Genomic DNA, 20,416 nt, shown 5'->3' on the forward strand with positions numbered 1-20,416 from the left:
CGGCCGACCTGTCGGCTCCGGCGGCGGATGTTAGTCTCCCGCTGAGATCGTCAGAGGGAGGCCGCCATCACCGCGCTGTTGCTCGTCCTGCTCATCGTTGTGCTCGTCGTGGCGGGAGTCGCGCTGTACCTGACGGTACGCAAGAAAAACGAGCCGACCGCCGCGCCCGGCCCGGTCGATCCGTTCGCCGACAAGGATTCCGATGCGCTGCGCGGTGACCCGCGGACGCTGAAGGCGGGCGATATCGTCGACATCTTCGGTGAGACCTACACCGTCCGTGGTTCGCTGCGCCTGAAAGAAGGCGGTTACCAGTGGAATGAGCATCTGCTCGATACCGCCCGGGGCACCCGCAAATGGTTGTCGGTGGAGGAAGACCCGGATCTCGAACTGGTGCTGTGGACCGAGACCCCGGGTGTGCCGGCGGCGGGCGGGAACGAGATCGAGCACGACGGGAAGACCTTCCGCCTCGACGAATCGGGGCATGCGCAGTACGTGAGCGAGGCGACCACCGGTCTCACCCCTTCCGGCAGCGTGGCCTATCACGACTATGTGGCAGCCGACGACACCCGGCTCTCGTTCGAAGATTTCGGAGAATCGGGCAAAAAGGAAGCCGCAGTCGGGCAGGTGCTCCACCGGAGTGCGATTATGATCTACCCGCAGTCGCCGAACTGAGGACGGCTGCGGTACCGGAGGGTCTGTGCGCCGGACGGGGGAAGGGTTTCAGTGAGTCGTAAGTCCTGGCTGGTCGCTGCCGTCTGCGTGATGTTCACGGTGATGCTGTCCGGATGCGGGTCCGATGACGACGATGCCGGTGTCCGGTCGTATGTCGGTTCCCACTACAGCCGCGCCACGAAACTCGACGAAGCGAACAACGGGCTCGCGTACACGTCGAACAAATCCCCGGCGGCCACCGCCGACGAGATCACCCGGGGTGTGCGGCAGCTGGACCGGCGCACCGCCGGCGCCACCACCTATCTGCAGTACCGGGACGACATCATCGCGGTCTCCCCGAACGGGACCGGGTCCAAGATCCTGCTGGACGATTACCGGAACGGGCACCGGCGCCATCACAGCGCGGTGAGTGCTTTCGGATGGCCCAGCGACAACAGCGGTTTCCGCGGCGGCGGTTCCGGCGAGGGAAAGTAGCCGCCGGGTACCCACCCGGATCCACTCGTACAGGAGGAAACAATGCTCGAAGACCTGCCCGCGCAAGCCGGCGCCGCGGCCGCCTACTCCGGCCTCGGGATCGTCCTGATGGTGCTGGGATTCGTTCTCGTGGATGTGCTCACGCCGGGCAATCTGCGTCATCAGATCTGGGTCGAACGCAACCGCAATGCCGCGCTCCTGGTCGCCGCCAACATGCTGGGTGTAGGGATCATCGTCGCCACTGCCATCTGGACCTCCGACGGTGCGATCGGCCAGGCGCTGGTGACCAGCGCGGTGTACGGGATCATCGGCCTGGTAGCGATGGCACTGGCCTTCCTGCTGCTGGAATTCACGACGCCCGGGGAGTTCCGGGGAGTGGTGAACGAACCCGAGCTGCATCCGGGTGTCTGGGTGAGCGCGGCGGTCCATATCGCGGTCGCGGCCGTGGTCGCGTCGGCCCTCACCTGAGCAGGTGAGGGTCGAGTCCGCTGCGGAAACCGTCGCGTCCGCACCGGTGGACGGCGAGCAGTCCGAGCAGTCCGAGCACACCGGGTCCGGACAGCCGCCCGTTCCCGGTCGTTTCGCTCGGTCGGCGCTGCTCATCACGGTTTTCGTCTGTGCCGCCTGCGGGCTGGTATACGAACTGTCCCTGGTGACCCTCGGCAGTTATCTGATCGGCGACACCGCGACCCAGGCATCGATCACGCTGAGTGTCATGGTCTGCGCGATGGGAGCCGGTGCGTTGGCGGCGAAACCGTTACGGCAGTCGGCCGCGGTCGCCTTTGTCGCGGTCGAACTGGCGCTGGCGCTGGCGGGCGGGCTTTCGGTACTCGGCCTGTATGCCGCGTACGCCTGGCTCGATCTGTACACGACGGCGCTGGTGGCGGCGTCGTGTGTGATCGGGGCCCTGGTGGGCGCCGAGATCCCGCTGTTGATGGAGATGTTGCAGCGGATCCGGAAACAGGCGGCCGGTAGCGCGGTCGCCGATCTGTTCGCCGCCGACTATGTGGGCGCGCTACTCGGCGGTCTGGCGTTCCCGTTCCTGCTGCTTCCGGTTTTCGGGCAGATCCGCGGCAGTCTCATCGTCGGCGTGGTGAACGCGGTGGCCGGACTCGTGCTGGTGCTGGTCTGGTTCCGTGCCGATCTGTCGAAAGTGGTGAAGGCGTCCTTCGCCGCGGTGACTCTGCTCGTGGCCGCGGTACTGGTCGGCAGCTATGTCTACGCCGACCGGTTCGAGGCCACGGCCCAGCAGGCGCTGTTCGCGTATCCGATCGTCTGGCAGCGGCAGACCGAGTACCAGAAGATCGTGCTCACCGAATCGGTATCACCGTTCGGAACACGCGATACCCGGCTGTTCCTCAACGGTGACCTGCAATTCTCCTCGGTGGACGAATACCGGTACCACGAGGCGATGGTGCATCCGACACTCGCCGGGCCGCGCCGCGATGTGCTGGTCGTCGGCGGCGGCGACGGTCTCGCGCTGCGTGAGATCCTGGAATATCCCGATGTGGAATCGGTGACGCTGGTCGAACTGGATCCGGCCGTGATCGAGCTCGCCCGTACCGATCCGCGGCTCACCGAACTCAACCGGAACTCCTTCGCCGACCCGCGCGTGCACGCGGTCACCGCCGACGCGTTCACCTGGTTGCGGACCGCCGCCGCCGACTACGACGCGGTGATCGTCGATCTGCCCGACCCGGACCAGACCTCCATGGCCAAGCTCTATTCCACCGAGTTCTACGCGATGACCGCCCGGGTACTGGCGCCCGGCGGCACCATGGTGGTGCAGGCGGGGTCGCCGTTCTTCGCCCCCCATTCGTACTGGTGTATCGCGGCCACGATACGTACGTCGGGGTTGAACACCCTGCCGTATCACGTGGATGTGCCGAGCTTCGGTGATTGGGGGTTCGTCCAGGCGACCCACGCTCCCGACCCGCGACTCGCACTCGATCCACCGGCCCCGCTGCGCTCGATCGACGAACAGAGCCTGCCGGCGGCGACGGTATTCGCCCCGGACCGCCGGGACACCGGTGAACAACCCTCGACCCTGATGCATCCGACGATCCTGGACCTCGCCCGGAAAGAGTGGGTGTAACGGTTCAGGCGGGTGGTTCCCAGGACAGTACCGGTCCGAGCGCGCGCAGGGCGGCGGCATCCGGGGCCAGCCGCAGCACGGTGTTCCGCACCGGTGTCACTGCCGGCCAGGCGAGTTGCAGTGCGGCGCCCATCCGGTGGGACAGTCGCGCCAGCGGCTGCACGCGAGCGCGGCGCACCCGGTCGTACTCGGCGAGCGCGGCGGGCACATCCATCCGGTCGAGCAGGGCCGCCAGGGTGACGGCGTCCTCGACAGCCAGATTCGCGCCTTGGCCCAGGTTCGGGGTCATTGCGTGCGCGGCGTCGCCCAGCAGTACGACACGATCGCGGGCGAAGGTGGGCAGCGGCGGCAGTTCGAAGATATCGTGCCGGAGTATCGCTGCCGGTTCGGCCGCGTCCAGCAGTGCCGGAATCGGATCGTGCCAGGAGCCGAACCGGCGCCGGACCTCACCGAGTTCGTCGTCCGGGCAGCGCTGTCCGGCCGGAAGATTCGCAGTGGCGAACATGTATACCCGGCCGTCGCGCAGCGGTGCGATACCGACCCGTTGCCCGCGGCCCAGCGTTTCGCCGCCGGAACGCACCGGCTCGGCCGGGGCGACGATGGTCCGCCAGGCGGTGTAACCGGCGTAGATCGGCGGCCGGGCCCGCGGCCAACGAGCGGCCCGGATCGTGCTGTGGATACCGTCGGCGCCGAGCACCAGATCGGCCTCGGCCGTCCCGGAGCTGTGCCGGACCCGGACGCCGCCCTCGGTGGATTCCACCGCCTCGACCGTGTGGCCGAATCGTGGACCGGTGCCGAGCGCGGCCTGGAGGATCTCCGACAGCCGCGTCCGATGGATCACCACCAGATCGCCGTAGCGGTGCCGGAGTTCGGCGATATCGGTACGGGACAGCCAACGCCCCGCGGTATCGCGTATCCCGCCCTCGGTGGCTGCCAGGGACTGTTCCCGCACCTCGGCGCCGACGCCGATCACATCGAGACCGCGCAGGCCGTTGGGCCACAGGCTCAGCCCCGACCCCGCCGGTTCCAGCGCGTCGGCTTTCTCCAGGACTTCGACTCGCCACCCGCGCTGCCGCAGCGCGATGGCAGCGGTGAGGCCCGCGATCCCGGCACCCACGACCACCGCGCGGCGATCGGCGCCGATCGGGTTCGCGACCATCATCACCTCCGGATCGAACCTCGCTGCCCGGCACGATTATCGCCGCCGCCGGTTCCGATCCGCTCGGCGGCCACCGAAGCGCTCGGCCGCAGCGGCGCGCAGTGGCCCATGGGAGGTGCATCGTGACCGGGGTCGATGGGCTGTGATGCGCGGATGGCCCCGGGTTCTTCCGCCGCAGGATGCCGCCGGTGTGCGGGGTCAGCGGCCGGTGGTGGTCGGTGAGGTGGGGGCGGGCCGCGTGGACGGGGGCACCGAGGTGCCGGCCGGAGCGGGAGTGGGAGTCGGCACCGAGGAAGCGGGGGCCGCGCCGGGCACCGGCACCCGGGAGGACGCCGGGGCGGGAGCGGGCGCCGATGCCGGGGAGGATGCCGGAGGGCGGGTGGCGGCCGGGACGGAAGCGGAGCCCGGCGCCGACGACGCGATCGGGTCGGAGGTGGGGACGTGTGCGGAAGACGTGGTGATCGCACTGCCACGGTCTCCGGTGATCGCGCCTGCCGCGGCGGAACCGGTCGGTTCTCCGGTACCGGTGGATTCCGGCGGGGCCGTCGTGGTGGTGCCGCCGGATGTGGTGGTGGACGGCGTGGTCGGATCGGTCGTGGTCGGAGTGGGGGAGGCTTCGGTGGTCGTCGTAGTGGTGACCGTCGTCGGCGCGGCGACACTCGTGGTCGGCAACGGCGGGACGGGGTGGGGCTGATCCACCGGATCACCCGTGGGCGTGGGGGGTACGTTCTCCGCGACAGTGCCCTCTGGTACCACCGGTGGCGCGGCCGGAACCACCGGAACCGTACCGGTGACCGATGGCGCGTCCGGTTCCGCGGGGAGACGGGGTCCGGGAGCCGGCTCGGTTTCGGCCGCGGGAGCGCCCGGTGCCACGGTGACCGATACCGCCGGCGGTGGCGTGGTTTCCGGCGCGTCGGTGACCACTGCGGATCCCTCGCGGGTCAGGGCCAGTACCGAGCCACCCGCCACGACGAGCAGCAGTGCGGCTACCGCGACCGCGGTTCTGCCACGGAACACCCTCGGCACCGAAGGCCCGGAGCGGGCGGGAGGGGAGGCGGCCGGCCGCATACTGCCCAGGGGCGTATCGATGGGCGCCAGGTCCACCACCGGGGTATGAGCGGGGTCCGCCGCGGGGGTATCCGCCGATGTGATGCCGGTCTGCGGGGTCGAGGTCGACGGAGGATCGTCGTGTCGCGGGTCGCCCGCCGGGGCATCACCCACCGGCGGGCCGGCCGGTAGCAGGGCCTGCCGGGCGGCGGCGGCGAGTTCGCCCGCGGACCCGTAGCGGTCGTCGGGATCCTTCGCCATGCCCGCGGCGATCACCGCGTCGAATGCGGGCGGCACTCCGGCCGCCGACGGCAGCGGTGGCCGGTCGGTGAGATGCGCGGCGATCTGCCGTTCCACGCTGTCCCCGAGATACGGTTTCGTCCCGGCCAGGCATTCGTAGAGCACACAGGCCAGGGAGTACACATCCGAGCGTGCGTCGATCCGGTCCAGCGTCAGGCGTTCCGGGGCCATATAGGCCAGCGTGCCGATCATCGTCCCGGCGCGGGTGAGGGTGGTGTCCTGGCCGCTGCGGGCGATCCCGAAATCGATGAGGTAGGCGAAACCGTCCGGGGTGACCAGGATGTTCGACGGTTTCACGTCGCGGTGCACCACGCCGCCGGTGTGCGCGGCGTCGAGGGCCGCCGCGATCTGGGCGATCACGGCGACGGCTTCGGCGGCGTCCAGCGGACCGTTGTCCGCGAGCAGTGTCGCCAGGTTGGGTGCCTCCACCAGGCGCATGTCCAGGAACAGACGGCCGTCGATCTCACCGAAATCGTGGATCGGCACGATATGCGGTTCGTGTAGCCGTGCCACCAGTTGGGCTTCCCGCTGGAACCGTCGGCGATAGGTCGTGTCCTGCGCGAATTCCTTCGACAGCACCTTCAGCGCCACCATGCGCTCGGTACCGGTGTCGTAGGCGCGGTGTACTTCCCCCATGGCGCCCGCCCCCAGTGGATCGAGCAGTCGGTAACGACCGAACTCTGTACCTTCCACACCTTCCACGAGCAACGGATACCACATCCTGTGCCCGATCACAGCACCCCGATACCTCGGATGAGGGTGGAATCACCCAGGGAGGAGGGGTTTTCTATCACCGCCGGATTCGTCGTGCCCCATGGATTCGGGGCGCAGCGGTTCGACGGGAGGATCGGCGAACACCGTGGCCGCGGTATCGGTCAGCCGGGCGGCCGCGCTCGCGGCTACCCGGAGCGCGAACCGGCCGGTATCGGGATCGAGGGCGATCAGCCCGTATTCGCGATCGACCTCGGCCTCGCCCAGACCGAGCTCCCGCAGCGCGTCGGCCAGTACCGATCCCGGCGCAAGAGTGACCGTCAGCAGTGGCATCTCCCCAGGTTACGCCCGGGCCGCGACCTTCTGCAGCTCCGCGAGCAGCGCTCGGGGTTCGGCGATCCCGTATCCGTAGTCGTAGTCGAACCCGGCGGCGGCTCCGTCGGCCGCGGTGGTGCGCAACAGTTCCCGCAATCGTGCCGGCGGCACCTCGGCCGCGGACCACCGGGTCCGGAAGGCGGCGACGACTCCGGCGAGGACCGGGCACGCCGTCGAGGTACCGGTATCGGGAGTATCCGCGCCGAAGGCCGTGGACCCGAGGAAATGGGAGTACGCGCAGAGATCGGGTTTGCGGTCGGACAGCCGGCCCGGACCCTGCGACGAATACCCGACCCGCTGTCTACCGGTGTCGACGCCCCCGACCGAGAGGACACCCGGATGCGAATTGGCGCCGGTGATCGGCCGGTCGGGGAAGGCGCAACGGCCGTCGGGGCAGTCGCGACCGCAGTTTCCGGCGGCGAACAAGATATCGGCGCCCGCCGCGTCGAGGGAGGCGACGATCACGTTGAACGGGTGATCGGGGTTGTCGGAGTAGTTGCCGGGGTCGCCGACCGGGAAATCCCACTGCGGTGCGAACGACCCCCAGCTGTTGCTGACCACCAGGGCGCGCCGGTCCGCGGGCTGTGCGGTGAGCACGGTGCGCAGGTGGGCGAATGCGGCCAGCGCGTCGGAGAGCAGACCGTCCATCCGGCTTCCGCCGGACCGGGTGCTCTGCAGCAGCGGTATATCGAGGAAGGTGGCCCGCGGCGCGGTGATCAGCGCGTCGAAGGCGCACATGGTGCCGTGGTCCACCGGGAAGCGGCCTGCCTCGCCGGTGACTCCCGCGGGGTTCCAGCTGCGCGCTGAGTCGATCGCGATGGTGGTACCGCTGACCCGCTGCACCGCCGCCGCGTTGATCCCGGTGTCCAGGACCGCCACGGCCACGCCCTCGCCGGTGAGGCCGGCGGCGGTGAGCTCGTCGCGGCCCAGCAGCCCGGCGACATCTTTCCAGGTACCGACGGGCCCGGTATCGCCGCAGGTGAGCACTGGTTCGATCACCGGGTCCGCGTAGACACCGATAACTCCCGGCGCCTGCGCCACCGCGGTACGCGCCGCCGGATCGCCGTCGGGGATCTCGCCGCGCACCAGATACGAGCCGCCGTCCCCGCGTGCGGTGCGCGACGTCGCCGGAGTCCCTGCCGGGATCACCACCGGTCCGTAACCGGCGTCGACACCGAATCCGGGAATTTCGCCGGTGATGGCGCTCGCGGAGATTCCGGCCGCGGAATCGGCTGCGGCGGAGACTTGTTCGGCTGAGGGGCGGAGCTCGATCACGACTCGCATGCGGGCCATATTGCCCCTGCGGCGCACCGACAGCAAACGGTCGGGGGGTGGCCGGACGAGGGGTTCGTCCCGGTGGGCGACCGCCGCACCCCGGGCAGCCGGTGGTCAGGCGCGGAAGAAACCTTGATTGCGCCGCTGATTCAGTTCGATCAGTTCTTCCTCGGACAGCTCGTCGTCCGGGTCGGCGAAGCGGGCCGGTCGGGCCGCCGCCGGAGGGGGGACCGGGCGCGGCTTATCGACTGCGTCACCGAGGGATTCGGCCACCTCGGCGATTCGCGGATCCGCGATGAGCGTGTCCAGGTGGACCCGCACGTTGTCCCGCGCCTGTTCGAGCGCCTCCCGGGCCAACTGGGTGATGAGCTCGCCCAACGCTTCGCCGTAGGGCGTGACATTCTGATCGATCCGCACGGATTCGAGTGCGCCGTCGGCTCGGACCCGGACCGATACTCCGTAGCGTCCGGCGTCGGCCGAATCGGTCAGCAGGGCACGCTGGACCGCTTCCAGCTGTCCGCTGAGCGGATCGATATCGCCGGGATTCGGTGGCACACGGAGCTCGCTTCCCCCACTGACACGGATTGTTACTGTGCTAGCGTAGCAACCCGTCAGGGGAGGTCTCAGTTGTCCGATCTGTACGTCGATGTGCCTGCGACGGAGGGGATGATCGGTGCCCTCGGCCAGTCCAAGACCGTATTGGACGGGATACCGACGGAGGGTTTCGTGGCGCAGATCGAGACGGCGCTGCCCGGCTCCGGATTGGGACATTCGGTGATGCTGGCGGGATTCCGGGCCCGTGCCGCCACTCGCGGTGCCGGCACCAGGGTCCAGGAGATCAGCGATGGGGCCAGGGCCGATATCGCGGCCTTCCTGCAGACCGAGGGGCAGAACGCCGCGAATGTCGCCGGCGCCGCCGAGCCGCCGCGATGAGTTCGCTGCCGCCCACCAAAACGCAGATTCGGCAGTGGGATACCGCTTCGCTGGGGCAGCAGGGCCAAGAATGGACGCAGGCCGCGCAAACCACGCTCACCGAGCACGGCGCGGTATCACGTCAGCTCGCGGATTCGCCGGGATTCTGGCGCGGGGACGCCGCCGACGCCATGCGGGTGAAGGGCGAGGAGACCCGAACGTCCCTCTCCTCCGTGGTGACCGCGCTGGAGCAGGCGGGTACCGTCGCCACCCAGGCCGGACCGTCCCTGCTGGCGGCCAAGACCACCGCGGTCAACGCGATCGACACGGCCGAGAAGGAACGGTTCGTGGTCGGTGAGCAGGGCGATGTGGGTTACACCAAGGAACTGCTGGCGTGGGTGCAGGCCGAACTCGGGACCATGAGCTGGCAGATCGCGCATTCGGTGCTCTACAAGCAGGCCCAGAAACACGAGGATGTGATCAAACCCGCCCTGCGTGCCGCCGCGGATGCCGCGGAAACGGTCCGCAACGCCCTGGACAAGGCCTTTGAGAACGTCAAGCTGCCCCCGGGGTGGGAGCTGGAAGCGATCGTCACCGAATACCAGGCGCAGGCGGATCCAGGCGGGATGGTCACATGGCCCGAAGAGGGGCTGCTCGGTCTGATTGCCGGTCCGACCGGCAAGGCCAAAGAGGTCACCGCCGCCGAAGCCGAGATGCTGGACAACCTGAGTATGGGAGACAAGATCCGTTTCTATCGGATCATGACGGAGGCAGAGGACACCGCGAACGGAATGTTCGAGGGGGACCTGGAACAGGACGATCAGACCGATGCCTTCCGCCACGCGTATTGGAATGCGCTGATGACGAGGGAGTTCGGGGAAGACTGGACGAAGGAGTATACGTTCAAGCACGAGGGCAGGCCGGACAACGCCTCTGTTCGTGAAGCGATGGACCTGTACAACAATGAGATCGGACGCACTATAGCGCTGCAGAACCCGGATGCCAGCCCGGAAGAATTGCAGGATCTCGTCAAAGAGGCTGTGGGCAGGGGGGATACCGTCGTCATAAATCAGGAACGGCAACTGAGTTGGTCCGACGATGTACCGATCGGGCAGACGGTCGACTCGAGTGATCTCGACAGCAGGCCGAAGTTCTTGCCCGGTTCGCCGGTCCCCGACGACAGCCCGTCGCCCAAGTAAAGGGATTTGTAGAGGATTCGAGTGCGAAATTCAAACCGTAGACGCTGGATCCCGGTGACAGCTGTGGCATCGGCATCCGTGGTCCTGTTCTTGGCTTCGGGGTGCGGGTTTCTGTTTCATCGGGTGGAAGTCGTCCAGGACGATTCGACGGTCAACGCCGCCTTCCAGCATGTCCTCGACGCACGCACCCCTGCGCGTCTCGGCGATGTGATCGCTGCAACAGACCTGCCGTTCGAATCCTGGGACCGGATGTATACGTTCTATTCACCGGTTGACAGCGACGAAATCAATGCGGCTCTCGGTACTGACGCATACTGGAGCGGTCTGCCGGGCGGCTCCGATTCCGCGGTCCAGGTCTTCGTCAAGGGCGACGAGGCAGTGGGCGCCTATGTGGACAAACATCCCAGGCACGGTGTGGGACGGAACAAGTACGCGACTCCGGATTCTGCGGTCACACCACAGGAGGAATCGGAAAAGGACCCCTTCACCGAGGCTCCTTCAAGCATCTGGTTCCTCAACATAGAAGAAGCAGGCTAGCGACCGTATTCGGGGCAGGCTCACCGTGTAGGGCAGTAGTCGCTGCCGTGGTGATCTCCTCCGTGGCCTCCCGGCCGATCGCAGGCATCATAGTGTCGATCCGCGGCACCTCTTGCTCAGCGGGGGCGGACCGGGGCGGCGATACGGTGTTCGGCCAGCCTGCCCAGGACGGCCTGGTTGGCCTCCCAGCCGTCGGGGAATTTCACCGGAACCCCGAGATAGACCGGTTCGGCCGAGGGGTGGGCGTCGAGGAGTTCACCTATTCCGGCGCGGCCCACGACGATACAGGCGTGCCGATGGCGGGACGCCAGGACGCACAACCGGCCGGCCTCGAGGTGGAACGCGCCCGCGTCGCGGCGTCCGGACAGCGGGTGCAGGATCACAGTGACGTCGTATTCGCGGCCCTGGAGCCGGTTGGCGGTATCGACGGTGACCGTTTCGGCGATTGTTCCGGCGAGTGCGTCGCGAACGGCCTGGGCCTGGTCGCGGTGTGCGGTGCCGACCGCGATCCGGGTGGCGTCGACCGGGCGGGTGCCGTGTTCGGAATACGCGACGCCGCCGCGCTCCAGTAGTCGGCAGGCCAGATCGGCGATGGCGGCCACCGCTTCCCCGTCGGTGCGCAGTGTATGCCGGGCGGGCAGTTCGTAATACGCCCAGCCGTGGGCGGCGGCTTCGTCGAGTACATCGTCGGCCGGGCCGCGAATACCGCGGGTGGTGAACTCGAACCGACGTTGCTCGGGCCGGGTACCGGCGGCGAAGGGAGCGAACGGGTAGAACGCCGAGGAGACCACCGAGGCCGCCGAGGGCGGCAGCCGCCACGACACCGGCAGGGTGTGTACCGGAATTCCGGCATTGTGGTTGAGCATCACCGCCACCGCGCTCATGGTCGGATTCCACGACAGACCGGCCCAGCGGTCACCGTCGACGGTGGCGAAGGGATCCAGCTGGCCGGGGTCGCCGACGAAGAGGCCGCGTTCGAAGCGGTTGGCGATGCGCAGCAACATATCCGAGCGCATCTGATATGCCTCGTCGACGATCGCGTAGGACCAACGGCCTTCGTCGAGGGTGGCCCATTTAGCGGCCGTACCGATGACGATCGCGCATTTCTCCAGGTCGGTGGGACGGTTGGCGACCTCGACGTTATCGCGGTCGATCCGGGCGCTGCGGCGATAGTCGCCGGCGGACAGGCGGCCGATGAGCAGCGCGGGGTCGGCGGTGGCGAGACGGTCGATGAGGTCGTCGACCTGTTCGTTGGTCTGCGCGACGATCATCCGCTGTTCGTCGTCGGCGGCGGCCAACTGCCGGGCCGCACGCACGACCAGCGTGGATTTACCGGCGCCTGGCGGGGAATCCACGACCAGGGCACGATGGGCGGCATTGTCGAGGTCGGCCAGAATCCGGCCGACCACCTGGTCCGCGGTGCTCACGACCACTCCTCCGCGAGTTCGGCGGCGGGTTCGGGCGGCGGCCCACCGTGGGTCCACGGGGTCTCCTCGCGGGGCGGGAGTTTGGCGGGCGGACCGCCGAAACCGCCGGGGGAGAAGCGGGCGAAGCCGATCGCGTCCCCTTCCTCGGGCACACTGCCGACGGCGGGGTTCTTGCCCTGGCCCATACCGCTGATGAGTTCCAGCTGGATCACATCCTCGTCGACCGCGACGACCTCGGCCTTCTGCGCGGGCCGGTCGATCCGGATCAGGGTTTCGCCGATCCGTGCCCGGAACGGGTCGGCGGTGTGCACCCAAAGGTAGGGTCGCGGCACTTCGCGCGATTTCGGTTTCGCTCGCCGCTCCGGTTCGCAGTCACTGACCGTCCCCTGGAACGCCTCGCCGACCAGCCGGTATTCGATGAGCACGCGGGGATCGTCGAAGGCGCGCTGCGCCTGGAAGGTGTCCAGGGCCTGTTCCTGTTTGAGCAGCCGACGAGTCGCCGAGACCGCCGAATCACGACGGGCCTGCGGAAATCCCTCGGGAATATCGGCCGCGAACCAGGAGAACGCGCCGCGATCATCGGTCCACCGCTTCTCCACGCTCGCGCCCTCCGGTAGATCGCGCAGCAGTTCCACCGCCCGCCACATCAGTTGCCAGGTCGGTTCCAGCTGGCCGCGCAAGGCCTGTTCGAGTCGTTCGGCGGCGATCACTTTCGCCCATTCGTGCTCGGCACTGTCGTACGCGGCGATCAGCGGCGCCAGTTCCTCGTTGTCGAAACCGGGATCGGTGGCCGGTCCGGCCGGTGGGAACAGGAGCGGGTCCTCGGCGCGGGCGGCCGCCTCTTGACCGGTCATACCGGCGGGCGGATCGATCCAGCCGAGCAGGGCGGCAAGGTTACCGTCCTCGAGGGCGGACTGTCCCGATGCCCAGTGCGTGGTGAGCACCGATGTCATCGCAAGGCAGACGCTCGACCCCGGGAAATCGGACCGATCGCCGAACCAGGTGAGCCAGCGTCCCAGCAGCGGCAGTGTTTCCGGAACGGCGTTGTCGCCTTCGGTGCGATGGAACCGGACCGAGCGGCCCAGCAGCCGCAGGAATTCGGCGCCGCCGGGATTCGGTAGGAGCAACTGCGGTGCGTCCAGATAGCGCAGATAGGCCTCGCCGGTCGATTTGACCGTCAGTTCCTCGGCGTCCTCGCAGAACGACGAGACATAGGGCAGCACCCGGTCGGCGAGGTGTTCGATGAACCGCAGCCGCAGCACCCGGTCGCGTGGTTGTGCCACGATCAGCACCGTCGCATCATGGGGTGCCGATCCGAGGGCGACGGCCAGCGGTGCCGCCGCTTCACCGGCCAGCCGCAGCGGCACCAGGACCAGGGGCCGTGCGGAGAGGTGGTAGTGCCGCCGGTCGGCGATGGGTTCGGCGCGGCCGGTGCGGGCCGCGGTCACTTTCGCCAGCGCGCTGAGCACGCTCATCGGGCGACCTCCAGGCGCAGGGCCCGCGCCCGGCGCAGCATCTCCGCGATATCGGCGTGCTCGGGGCCGGGATCGAGCGTGCCCTCGGCCAGGCCCAATACGGTGTCCAGGTTGTCGATACCGCCGAGGTCGTCGCAGACCCCGCGGCCGAGGGTGTCCACCGAACCCTGGCCCCGGGCCTCGGACCGGCAGGCGAACGCCAGTTCGCAGCTGGACATACATTCCGGCGCGTACCGCGACGGTATCGCCGCGACCGTGCTCGCGAGTTCTTCGCCGGGTGTGAACGAGGCACCCGGCGGTACGAGATCGAGCAGCGCATCGATCGAGGTGAGTCGCGACAACTGCCGCCCGATCACCGCCAGTTGTTTGCGAAGATCCACCAGTGCCGCGGTCGGGCGGTTGGTGAAGTCCTTGGCGCACACCAGGATCGAGCTGTGTGCGACCAGGTCCGGTGAATGTCCGAGGTCGCGCAGCAGCTGCCGCAGCGCCAGTACGTACACTGCGGACTGCCGGGCTGCCGAGGCCACCTGGGCGGGATCGGCCTGCCCGTCGACCACCGCGAACGATTTGATCTCCACCACGTGGAAGAGCCCGCCTATCTGCAGCGCCACCACATCGGGTTCCAGATAGGCGGTGGCACCGGCGATTTCGAGACGCAGCATCGGATGATCGAACAACGTCCCCTGACCGGAGGTCAGTGCCTGCCCCAGCAATTGCCCGGTGCGTTGGTAGCGCACCGAATTACTCGCGTTGTCGCCGACTGTTTCCAGATCGTGGTAGCCGACCTCCGGGATGGTCAGTTCCAGCTCCTCGCGCAACAGCCGCAGCAGCTCGGCACAGCCGTGCGCCTTGACCATGGCCTCGAAGGTGTTGCCGCGGGTGATCGCGAAGGGCGACTGCCCGAATTTGGGCGGGAAGCCCAGTTCCCGGGCGATCACGGTCTTGTCCACGGCCGCGGCGTCCAGTAGCGCCCGGCGCGCGCAGCCCGGGTTGGCGGTGAGCGCGGCGATGGTCCGGGCATTGTGCCGGGTGGCGGGCGCGTCGCCGCGCAGTTCGTCGAGCCGGGTGGTCAGGGTGTGCTCCGCGAGCGTCATCTCAGGCCTCGTTCCGTCGTCGGCCGGCCACTGCGAGCCGAACGCCGAACAATTGCGCTGCGGGATCCGCCAATTGCCGCACCGCCCGCTCCGCGGCGTCGGCCCGCTGCTGTATGTCGTTTTCTCTGTGCACCTCTAGTTCGCGTTCCGCGGCCGCCAGCACGACATCCGGGTCGATGACCGACCCGGATGTCGCCCCGGGAATGGACACCGCCAGCTGCCACAGCACCCGTTGCCCGGCCGGAGTGCACCCGTGGTCGGTCATGTACCGGGCCAACCGGATCGCCCCGGTGAGCAGGTCCACCCGCGGACTCAACGGCCCGACCATACGCTGCGGTAGCGACCAGGTGCTCACGGCCAGCAGCCCGCGCGCCGGGGCCAGCAGATCGGTGGTCATGGCGGCGCAGACATAGTACGGCCGGGCGTACGGTGCGGCCCGGAAGGAACGTTCCTCGTCGCGGCGCAGGCTGGTGAGCCGGGCCGCGACGAGTTCTCCCGAGAAGAACGCGTCGTGCACCGCGAGTACCAGCTTCGGGGCGGCGGGTACGGAGAGCAGGGTGAGCGCGCGGTGCACATGCTCACGAACCGGTACCGCCGCCGCGGACTGCCGGACCGGGGCAGGCCGCGGTGGTGCGCCGAGAACCGCGGCGTCCCATTCCGTTTCGGCGGCGCGTAGTTCGGCGCGCAGCCGGCGTGCCGCGGTCCGGTCTCCGGATCCGGCGGCACGGCGCACCTGTGCGCGCAACTCGGCTATGCGCTGTTCCAGCGCCTCGGCGGTGGGCATGGGGTGAATGTAGGTGGCAATTCCAGGGAAGTCCAGTGAATGCCAGTATTTGCCGGTGTATGTCGAGCGCCGGAACGGGTTCGCGGAGAGCTCCACGCCATACTTTTGGGTATGTTAGCGTGACGAATATGACTGCGGCGGGGTCGAATTGCGCATTGGGAATAGATCAGGAATTTGTCGACGCACTGGCCGAGCGGGCCGGGCCGGCCGAGGAAATGCGCAGGCTGCCCGACGCTACGGTCGCCGACGCGGTGGCTTCGGGATTTCTCGGCGCGCTGGTGCCGAAACGGTTCGGCGGGCAGGAGGAGAAGTTCCCCGCCGTACTCGATCCCATCCGCCGGATGGCGCACGGATGTGTCTCCAGCGCATGGACATTGGGCTTCTACGCGCTGCACAACTGGTTGCTCGCGCTGTTCCCCGAATCGGCCCAGGTAGAGGGGTACGGTCGCGGCCCGTTCCTGTGCCCGGCGCCGCTGGCGCCGACCGGGCGGGGTGTCCCCGCCGACGGCGGAGTACGGCTCTCGGGCCGGTGGTCGTGGGCGACCGGCGTGATGCACGGCAACTGGATCATGGTGGGCGCCCTCTGCGGGCCGACCGACGACCTCTACCTGGCGCTCGCGCTGCTCCCGGCCGAAGGCGTCGTGGTCGAGGACGTCTGGCATACCGAGGGGATGCGCGCCACCGGCTCCAACGACGTGGTGATCGAGAATCTGCTCGTCCCCGACCATCGGCTGGTCCGGGTGCTCGATATCTACAGCGGCAACACCCCCGGGGCCCGGCTGCACGATTCCACCACCTACCGGTGGCCGCTGGTGCCCGCGCTCTCGCTGGCCGCGTCGATGCCGGCCCTGGGTGCCGCCGAGCGGGCCACCGCTGTCTACGCCGAGCGGCTGGCCGGCCGCATCCTCTACGAGGGCGGCACCCGGCAACGGGACAAGCCGATGGCGCAGGCCCACCTCGGGCAGGCCCGGGTCCGGTTGCGCGCGCTACACGGCCTGCTCGACGATACGGTCGCCGAGATCGAGGGCCTACTGGACGCCGGAACACCCGTGCCGGTGCCGGTGCGGGCCGAAGCCCGCCTGGCCGCGGCGCATATCGTCGCCCAATCCCGGGCGGTCATCGGCGACCTGCTGCAGGCATCCGGCGCGAGCGTCCATTTCACCGGACATCCGATGCAGCGGCTCAAACGTGATGTCGATGTGCTGAGCGGGCATGTGGTCTTCGACTACGACACCGCTCGCGAACTCGCGGGTGCCACCGCGATCGGTCTCCAGGTCCCGCGCGCGGCCATGCTCTGAGCGCGGCACCGCCTCTCCCACGGGATTCTCAGGCCGGTGCCACCGGAGTCGAACGCTCACCGTTCGGCGGTGCTCCGGGTCTTTCCCCGTCGATCTCCGGCGGTGGCGGTCGCCGGACGCCGAACCAGGTCAGCAGCGGACCCGTCATCGCGGTGGTGATCAGTGCCATCAGCACCAAGACGGAATACAGCTGGGTGTCGATGACGTGCAGCGTCAGCCCGACATTGAGGATGACGAGTTCGGTCAGGCCGCGCGTGTTCATCAGTGCCGCCAGCGCACCCGCGGTGCGCCGGTCCAGCCGGCACAGCCGGGCAGCGATATAGGTTGCACCCATTTTGCCGACGACTGCGGCGACCAGGATCACCGCTGCCTCGACGAGTGCGGCCCGGTCCAGGCCGCTCAGATCGACCCGCAGCCCCGCGACCACGAAGAAGGCCGGGAGGAACAGGCTGCTCACCAGCTGTGCGCCCGATTCGACCCGGGGCCGTTGCGAGCGCGGGAAGATCACACCGAACAGGAAGGCGCCGAAGATCAGGTGCAACCCCATCCATTCGGTGGCGGCCGCAGTGGTCATGGCCCCGCAGAGTCCGATCAGGACGGTCACCGTCCCGGCACGTTCGCTGGTCACGGCGCGCGCCAGGGCCGGGCGCACGATCCACCACAGCACCGCCACGAGCGGGACGATCAGCAGCAGCCTCCGATGATCGTCGGACTCCGGCCGGGCGGAAGCGAACACCACCGCAAGCGCACACCACGCGAAGACATCCACCACTGCCGCACCGGCCAGGCCGAGCTGGCCGAGGTGTGTGGTGAACAGTCCACGGTCCTGCAGAATGCGCGCCAATACCGGGAAGGCGGTGACCGCCAGCGCACAACCGACGAAGAGCGGGAACGTGAGTTCGTTGCCGTCGTGGTGCCGAGCGAGCGGCCAGAACGCGATGGCGCTCCCGAGCACCAGTGGCGTGACGAACGCGGATATCGCCACCGCCAGAATCGACCGGCCCTGCCCACCGAACCTTTCGCGGTCGATCTCCAGTCCGGCCAGGAACATGAAGATCACGACGCCGATATCGGCCAGCGCGCTGAGCTGCGGCCCGACCTCTACCGGGAAGACGGCCTCCGAGAGTCCGGCACCGAGGACAGTCGGCCCGGCCAGAATCCCGGCCGCGATCTCGCCGATAACGGCCGGCTGGCCGAGCCGCCGGGCCAACGCGCCGAGCAGGCGCGCGGCGACAATGATGAGGACGAGATCGGTCAGCAGGAAAACCATGGTGTGGCTGGGCATTCGGCCGGCCTACATCTCGGGCAGCGGGGGCGCGGGCTCGAAAGCGACGGGCAACCCGGCGAGAGCCCGGTGGAACGGGCCCGGCCGCCACACCAGCGCCCGCCGGCTATCCAGGCGGAGGTCCGGGATGGCGGTGAGAACGATATCGATCGCACTGCGTACCGCGGTGCGGGCCAGTGACTGGGCCGGGCAGGCGTGCGGCCCCACGCTCCAGGCCAGATGGGATCGGTTGCCGACGAAACTGCCACCGGGGGTGTCGAGGTCGCTGCGGATCTCGGGGTCGTTGTTGCAGGCCGAGAGGCTGATGACGACCGGCTGGTGGGCGGGCAGCCAGGTATCGGCGACCGGTATGGGCTGGCGCGGATATGTCGTGCAGAAATTGGCCATCGGCGGATCGTTGAAGAGGACGTTGTCGATGGCATCGTCGGTCGAGAGGTTTCCGCCGAAGCGGTCCCCGGGCCCGTACTGCGGTTCGGTGATCATCAGCAGCAGTGCGTTGGTGATGAGGTTGCGCTGCGCCTCGAACCCGGCGCCGTAGAAACTCATCAGCTGGGCGAAGACCTCGACATCGTCGAGCCCGGTGGTGTGTTCGGCGAGACGGGAGGTGGCATCGTCGCCGGGGCGATCGCGTTTCAGCTGGATCAGTTCCAGCAGAGCGGATTTGAGTATCCCCATGCCCTCCTCGGCCCGGACCGTATCGAATCGCGCGGCCATACCCGCCGCGATCCGTCTGCCGATATCGTCGGGGCAGCCGCAGATGTGATTGATGATCTCCAGCGCGAGCGGGAAGGCGTATTGGTTCATCAGATCGGCCGTGCCGTTTTCGCAGAACTCGTTGATCAGCGGCGTGGCGATACGCTCGATCGTGTACGGCAACCCGTTGAGGTCCACACCGTCGATACTGTCCGCGGATGCCTGCCGATAGCGGGTGTGGGCCTCACCGACGTTGTAGCGAGCTGCCGGGAACCACTTCATCATCGGCAGCACCGGCGAATCCTGCGGAACGGTTTCCTGCCAGTATCGGGGGTCGGCCGGGAAATGGTCGGGGTCGTTGAGGATCCGTACGGCGATCTTGTGATTGATCACCAGGGTGGCGGGGACTCCGGGGGCCAGATCCACCGGAACCAGTGCCCCGAACCGCTCCCGCATCTCGCGGTATGCCCGGTGCGGGTCGGTGGCGAACTCCTGGGTATACATCGGGTATCGCGGATTCGGCGGTTCGGCGACCGGGCCGGGACCCGCGGAATAGGCCCCCGTGACGATCGACGACTGCGATACGGGGATACGGCGTGGTGTGGACAAGGGTATGACTCCAGTTACGGGGACTCGAACGAGATCGGTTTCGGCGCGAACCTGTCGTGCGGACTCATGCGCTCCGGCTGTTCGCCCACGATCCCACCGACTACAGGGCGGACCGACGGGTCCGACGGCCACGGCGACTCCCGGTGCGGTCGACTCGTGCCCGTCTCGCTCATGCACCGGTCGATCGGCGGACGGATATCGCTGCTCCGAGCAATTCGCCGCGGGTGCCGCCGGTGGTGATCGATCCGGTCCGCGGGATTGTCGCAGCGACAGCCTGTTTCATGCGTGCCTTCCGTCAGTTCGGTGCAGAACTATAGTCCGCGCAGGCGAGGTCGCAATCGCTGGGTGAATGCTGGGAGCGGGTCGAATCAGTCCAACGCCGCCCGCCAGGATCCGGGTTCGTCGTTCCAGTACGGGTTTTCGCCGATACCGGAGTCGTGTTCGGCCGAAACTATTGCCGGGTTGAACATTTCGCGGATGTAGCAGAGCGGCCGGTCGAGGAGCAGGACGTAGGCGCGCGCCGCGCACAGGCGGCCGTCGGGCCACTGGGCCAGGCCGACCCGGAGGATCCGGCGGCGCTGCGCGATACCTCGTGACATCAGACTGCGCCCGATGGGACTGCCGGAATCGTCCAACCCGTAGCCTGCCGCACGTCCGCACGTGGCGACGACGTAGTTGACCGATACGGTCAGCTCCTCGTGCATCAGCCGGGATCTCCGGACGAGCACGCGGTCCCGCGCCGAGAGACAGAGCGCGTCGAGCACTGTGTCCGGCAGTCCGGCGGCATCCAGATCGTGCTGAGACACGACCCGGATACCCAGGTCGGCGTCGACGAGCGCCTCCAGGACGGGAGTGGTGTAGCCGTCGTTGGCGAGCAATATCCGGGTCAGCGGATCTCGGAACCCCGGGCCGCCGGACGGGTATGCCGCCGGCGCCCCGGGAAGCGGGGGCCCAGCGGTCACTGCCGCCCCCGCCGACCGGTACTCATGCGAACG

20 protein-coding genes are annotated in these 20,416 nt (G+C 68.3%); 8 read left to right on the plus strand and 12 right to left on the minus strand.

Translation table 11 applies throughout. The annotated features are described in order from the left end of the window. Positions 1 to 78 precede the first annotated feature (78 nt). From ACWCPQ_RS09490 to ACWCPQ_RS09505, 4 genes are read left to right on the plus strand one after another with little or no spacing between them, the layout of a single operon-like run. Entirely contained in the window at positions 79 to 672 is a 594-nt protein-coding gene (locus ACWCPQ_RS09490) for a DUF4178 domain-containing protein (protein ID WP_449896585.1), read from the plus strand. 51 nt (positions 673 to 723) lie between these two features. Then, complete coding sequence (locus tag ACWCPQ_RS09495) at positions 724 to 1,146, plus strand: DUF4247 domain-containing protein (protein WP_449896587.1); 423 nt, start codon at positions 724 to 726, stop codon at positions 1,144 to 1,146. A gap of 42 nt (positions 1,147 to 1,188) precedes the next feature. Continuing rightward, entirely contained in the window at positions 1,189 to 1,614 is a 426-nt protein-coding gene (locus ACWCPQ_RS09500; RefSeq protein ID WP_449896589.1) for a DUF350 domain-containing protein, read from the plus strand. 4 nt (positions 1,615 to 1,618) lie between these two features. Next, positions 1,619 to 3,241, plus strand: a complete 1,623-nt coding sequence (locus ACWCPQ_RS09505; RefSeq protein ID WP_449896591.1) for a polyamine aminopropyltransferase — start codon at positions 1,619 to 1,621, stop codon at positions 3,239 to 3,241. A 4-nt stretch (positions 3,242 to 3,245) separates the two neighbouring features. Here ACWCPQ_RS09505 and ACWCPQ_RS09510 read toward each other — a convergent pair whose 3' ends face one another. From ACWCPQ_RS09510 to ACWCPQ_RS09530, 5 genes are all read right to left on the minus strand, one after another. Continuing rightward, positions 3,246 to 4,403, minus strand: coding sequence for an FAD-dependent oxidoreductase (locus ACWCPQ_RS09510; RefSeq protein ID WP_449896819.1), 1,158 nt, complete (start codon positions 4,401 to 4,403; stop codon positions 3,246 to 3,248). 195 nt (positions 4,404 to 4,598) lie between these two features. Beyond that, the gene (locus ACWCPQ_RS09515; RefSeq protein WP_449896592.1) at positions 4,599 to 6,440 is read right to left on the minus strand and encodes a protein kinase domain-containing protein; all 1,842 of its coding nucleotides are present in this window, start codon (positions 6,438 to 6,440) and stop codon (positions 4,599 to 4,601) included. 72 nt (positions 6,441 to 6,512) lie between these two features. Beyond that, positions 6,513 to 6,791 carry a hypothetical protein gene (locus ACWCPQ_RS09520; protein WP_449896593.1) on the minus strand — a complete coding sequence of 93 codons (279 nt, stop codon included), beginning with the start codon at positions 6,789 to 6,791 and terminating at the stop codon, positions 6,513 to 6,515. 9 nt (positions 6,792 to 6,800) lie between these two features. After that, complete coding sequence (locus tag ACWCPQ_RS09525) at positions 6,801 to 8,117, minus strand: S8 family serine peptidase (RefSeq protein WP_449896594.1); 1,317 nt, start codon at positions 8,115 to 8,117, stop codon at positions 6,801 to 6,803. Between the two features lie 105 nt (positions 8,118 to 8,222). Then, the gene (locus tag ACWCPQ_RS09530) at positions 8,223 to 8,663 is read right to left on the minus strand and encodes a hypothetical protein (protein WP_449896596.1); all 441 of its coding nucleotides are present in this window, start codon (positions 8,661 to 8,663) and stop codon (positions 8,223 to 8,225) included. Positions 8,664 to 8,735: 72 nt separating this feature from the next. On the opposite strand from ACWCPQ_RS09530, the gene ACWCPQ_RS09535 reads away from it, so the two are divergent. Genes ACWCPQ_RS09535 through ACWCPQ_RS09545 form a run of 3 tightly spaced genes read left to right on the plus strand, consistent with a single transcriptional unit; the run spans position 8,736 to position 10,756 of the window. Then, complete coding sequence (locus ACWCPQ_RS09535; RefSeq protein WP_449896598.1) at positions 8,736 to 9,041, plus strand: hypothetical protein; 306 nt, start codon at positions 8,736 to 8,738, stop codon at positions 9,039 to 9,041. Next, on the plus strand, positions 9,038 to 10,219 hold the full coding sequence (locus tag ACWCPQ_RS09540) for a WXG100 family type VII secretion target (protein ID WP_449896600.1): 1,182 nt from the start codon (positions 9,038 to 9,040) through the stop codon (positions 10,217 to 10,219). The genes ACWCPQ_RS09535 and ACWCPQ_RS09540 overlap by 4 nt, the downstream gene beginning before the upstream one ends. Before the next feature lie 54 nt (positions 10,220 to 10,273). Continuing rightward, the gene (locus tag ACWCPQ_RS09545) at positions 10,274 to 10,756 is read left to right on the plus strand and encodes a hypothetical protein (protein WP_449896602.1); all 483 of its coding nucleotides are present in this window, start codon (positions 10,274 to 10,276) and stop codon (positions 10,754 to 10,756) included. Positions 10,757 to 10,872: 116 nt separating this feature from the next. Here ACWCPQ_RS09545 and ACWCPQ_RS09550 read toward each other — a convergent pair whose 3' ends face one another. Genes ACWCPQ_RS09550 through ACWCPQ_RS09565 form a run of 4 tightly spaced genes read right to left on the minus strand, consistent with a single transcriptional unit; the run spans position 10,873 to position 15,536 of the window. Then, positions 10,873 to 12,183: an AAA domain-containing protein gene (locus tag ACWCPQ_RS09550; RefSeq protein ID WP_449896603.1), complete on the minus strand. Its 1,311-nt coding sequence runs from the start codon at positions 12,181 to 12,183 to the stop codon at positions 10,873 to 10,875. Next, positions 12,180 to 13,658, minus strand: a complete 1,479-nt coding sequence (locus tag ACWCPQ_RS09555) for a hypothetical protein (RefSeq protein WP_449896605.1) — start codon at positions 13,656 to 13,658, stop codon at positions 12,180 to 12,182. The genes ACWCPQ_RS09550 and ACWCPQ_RS09555 overlap by 4 nt, the downstream gene beginning before the upstream one ends. Then, positions 13,655 to 14,752: a hypothetical protein gene (locus ACWCPQ_RS09560; protein ID WP_449896607.1), complete on the minus strand. Its 1,098-nt coding sequence runs from the start codon at positions 14,750 to 14,752 to the stop codon at positions 13,655 to 13,657. Before ACWCPQ_RS09560 ends, ACWCPQ_RS09555 begins: the two co-directional genes overlap by 4 nt. Before the next feature lies 1 nt (position 14,753). Next, positions 14,754 to 15,536, minus strand: a complete 783-nt coding sequence (locus ACWCPQ_RS09565; protein ID WP_449896609.1) for a hypothetical protein — start codon at positions 15,534 to 15,536, stop codon at positions 14,754 to 14,756. 128 nt (positions 15,537 to 15,664) lie between these two features. Here ACWCPQ_RS09565 and ACWCPQ_RS09570 point away from each other — a divergent pair, with 128 nt between their 5' ends. Beyond that, positions 15,665 to 16,834 (plus strand): acyl-CoA dehydrogenase, encoded by a 1,170-nt coding sequence (locus tag ACWCPQ_RS09570; RefSeq protein WP_449896611.1) that lies wholly within the window; start codon positions 15,665 to 15,667, stop codon positions 16,832 to 16,834. A 28-nt stretch (positions 16,835 to 16,862) separates the two neighbouring features. On the opposite strand, the gene ACWCPQ_RS09575 is transcribed toward ACWCPQ_RS09570, so the two are convergent. The 3 genes from ACWCPQ_RS09575 to ACWCPQ_RS09585 form a co-directional block, all read right to left on the minus strand. Next, positions 16,863 to 18,119 carry a cation:proton antiporter gene (locus tag ACWCPQ_RS09575; RefSeq protein ID WP_449896613.1) on the minus strand — a complete coding sequence of 419 codons (1,257 nt, stop codon included), beginning with the start codon at positions 18,117 to 18,119 and terminating at the stop codon, positions 16,863 to 16,865. 9 nt (positions 18,120 to 18,128) lie between these two features. Further along, positions 18,129 to 19,421 (minus strand): cytochrome P450, encoded by a 1,293-nt coding sequence (locus ACWCPQ_RS09580; protein ID WP_449896615.1) that lies wholly within the window; start codon positions 19,419 to 19,421, stop codon positions 18,129 to 18,131. A 368-nt stretch (positions 19,422 to 19,789) separates the two neighbouring features. Continuing rightward, positions 19,790 to 20,383: a hypothetical protein gene (locus ACWCPQ_RS09585; RefSeq protein ID WP_449896616.1), complete on the minus strand. Its 594-nt coding sequence runs from the start codon at positions 20,381 to 20,383 to the stop codon at positions 19,790 to 19,792. Positions 20,384 to 20,416 lie beyond the last annotated feature (33 nt).

It is taken from the genome of Nocardia sp. NPDC001965, from assembly GCF_053594175.1.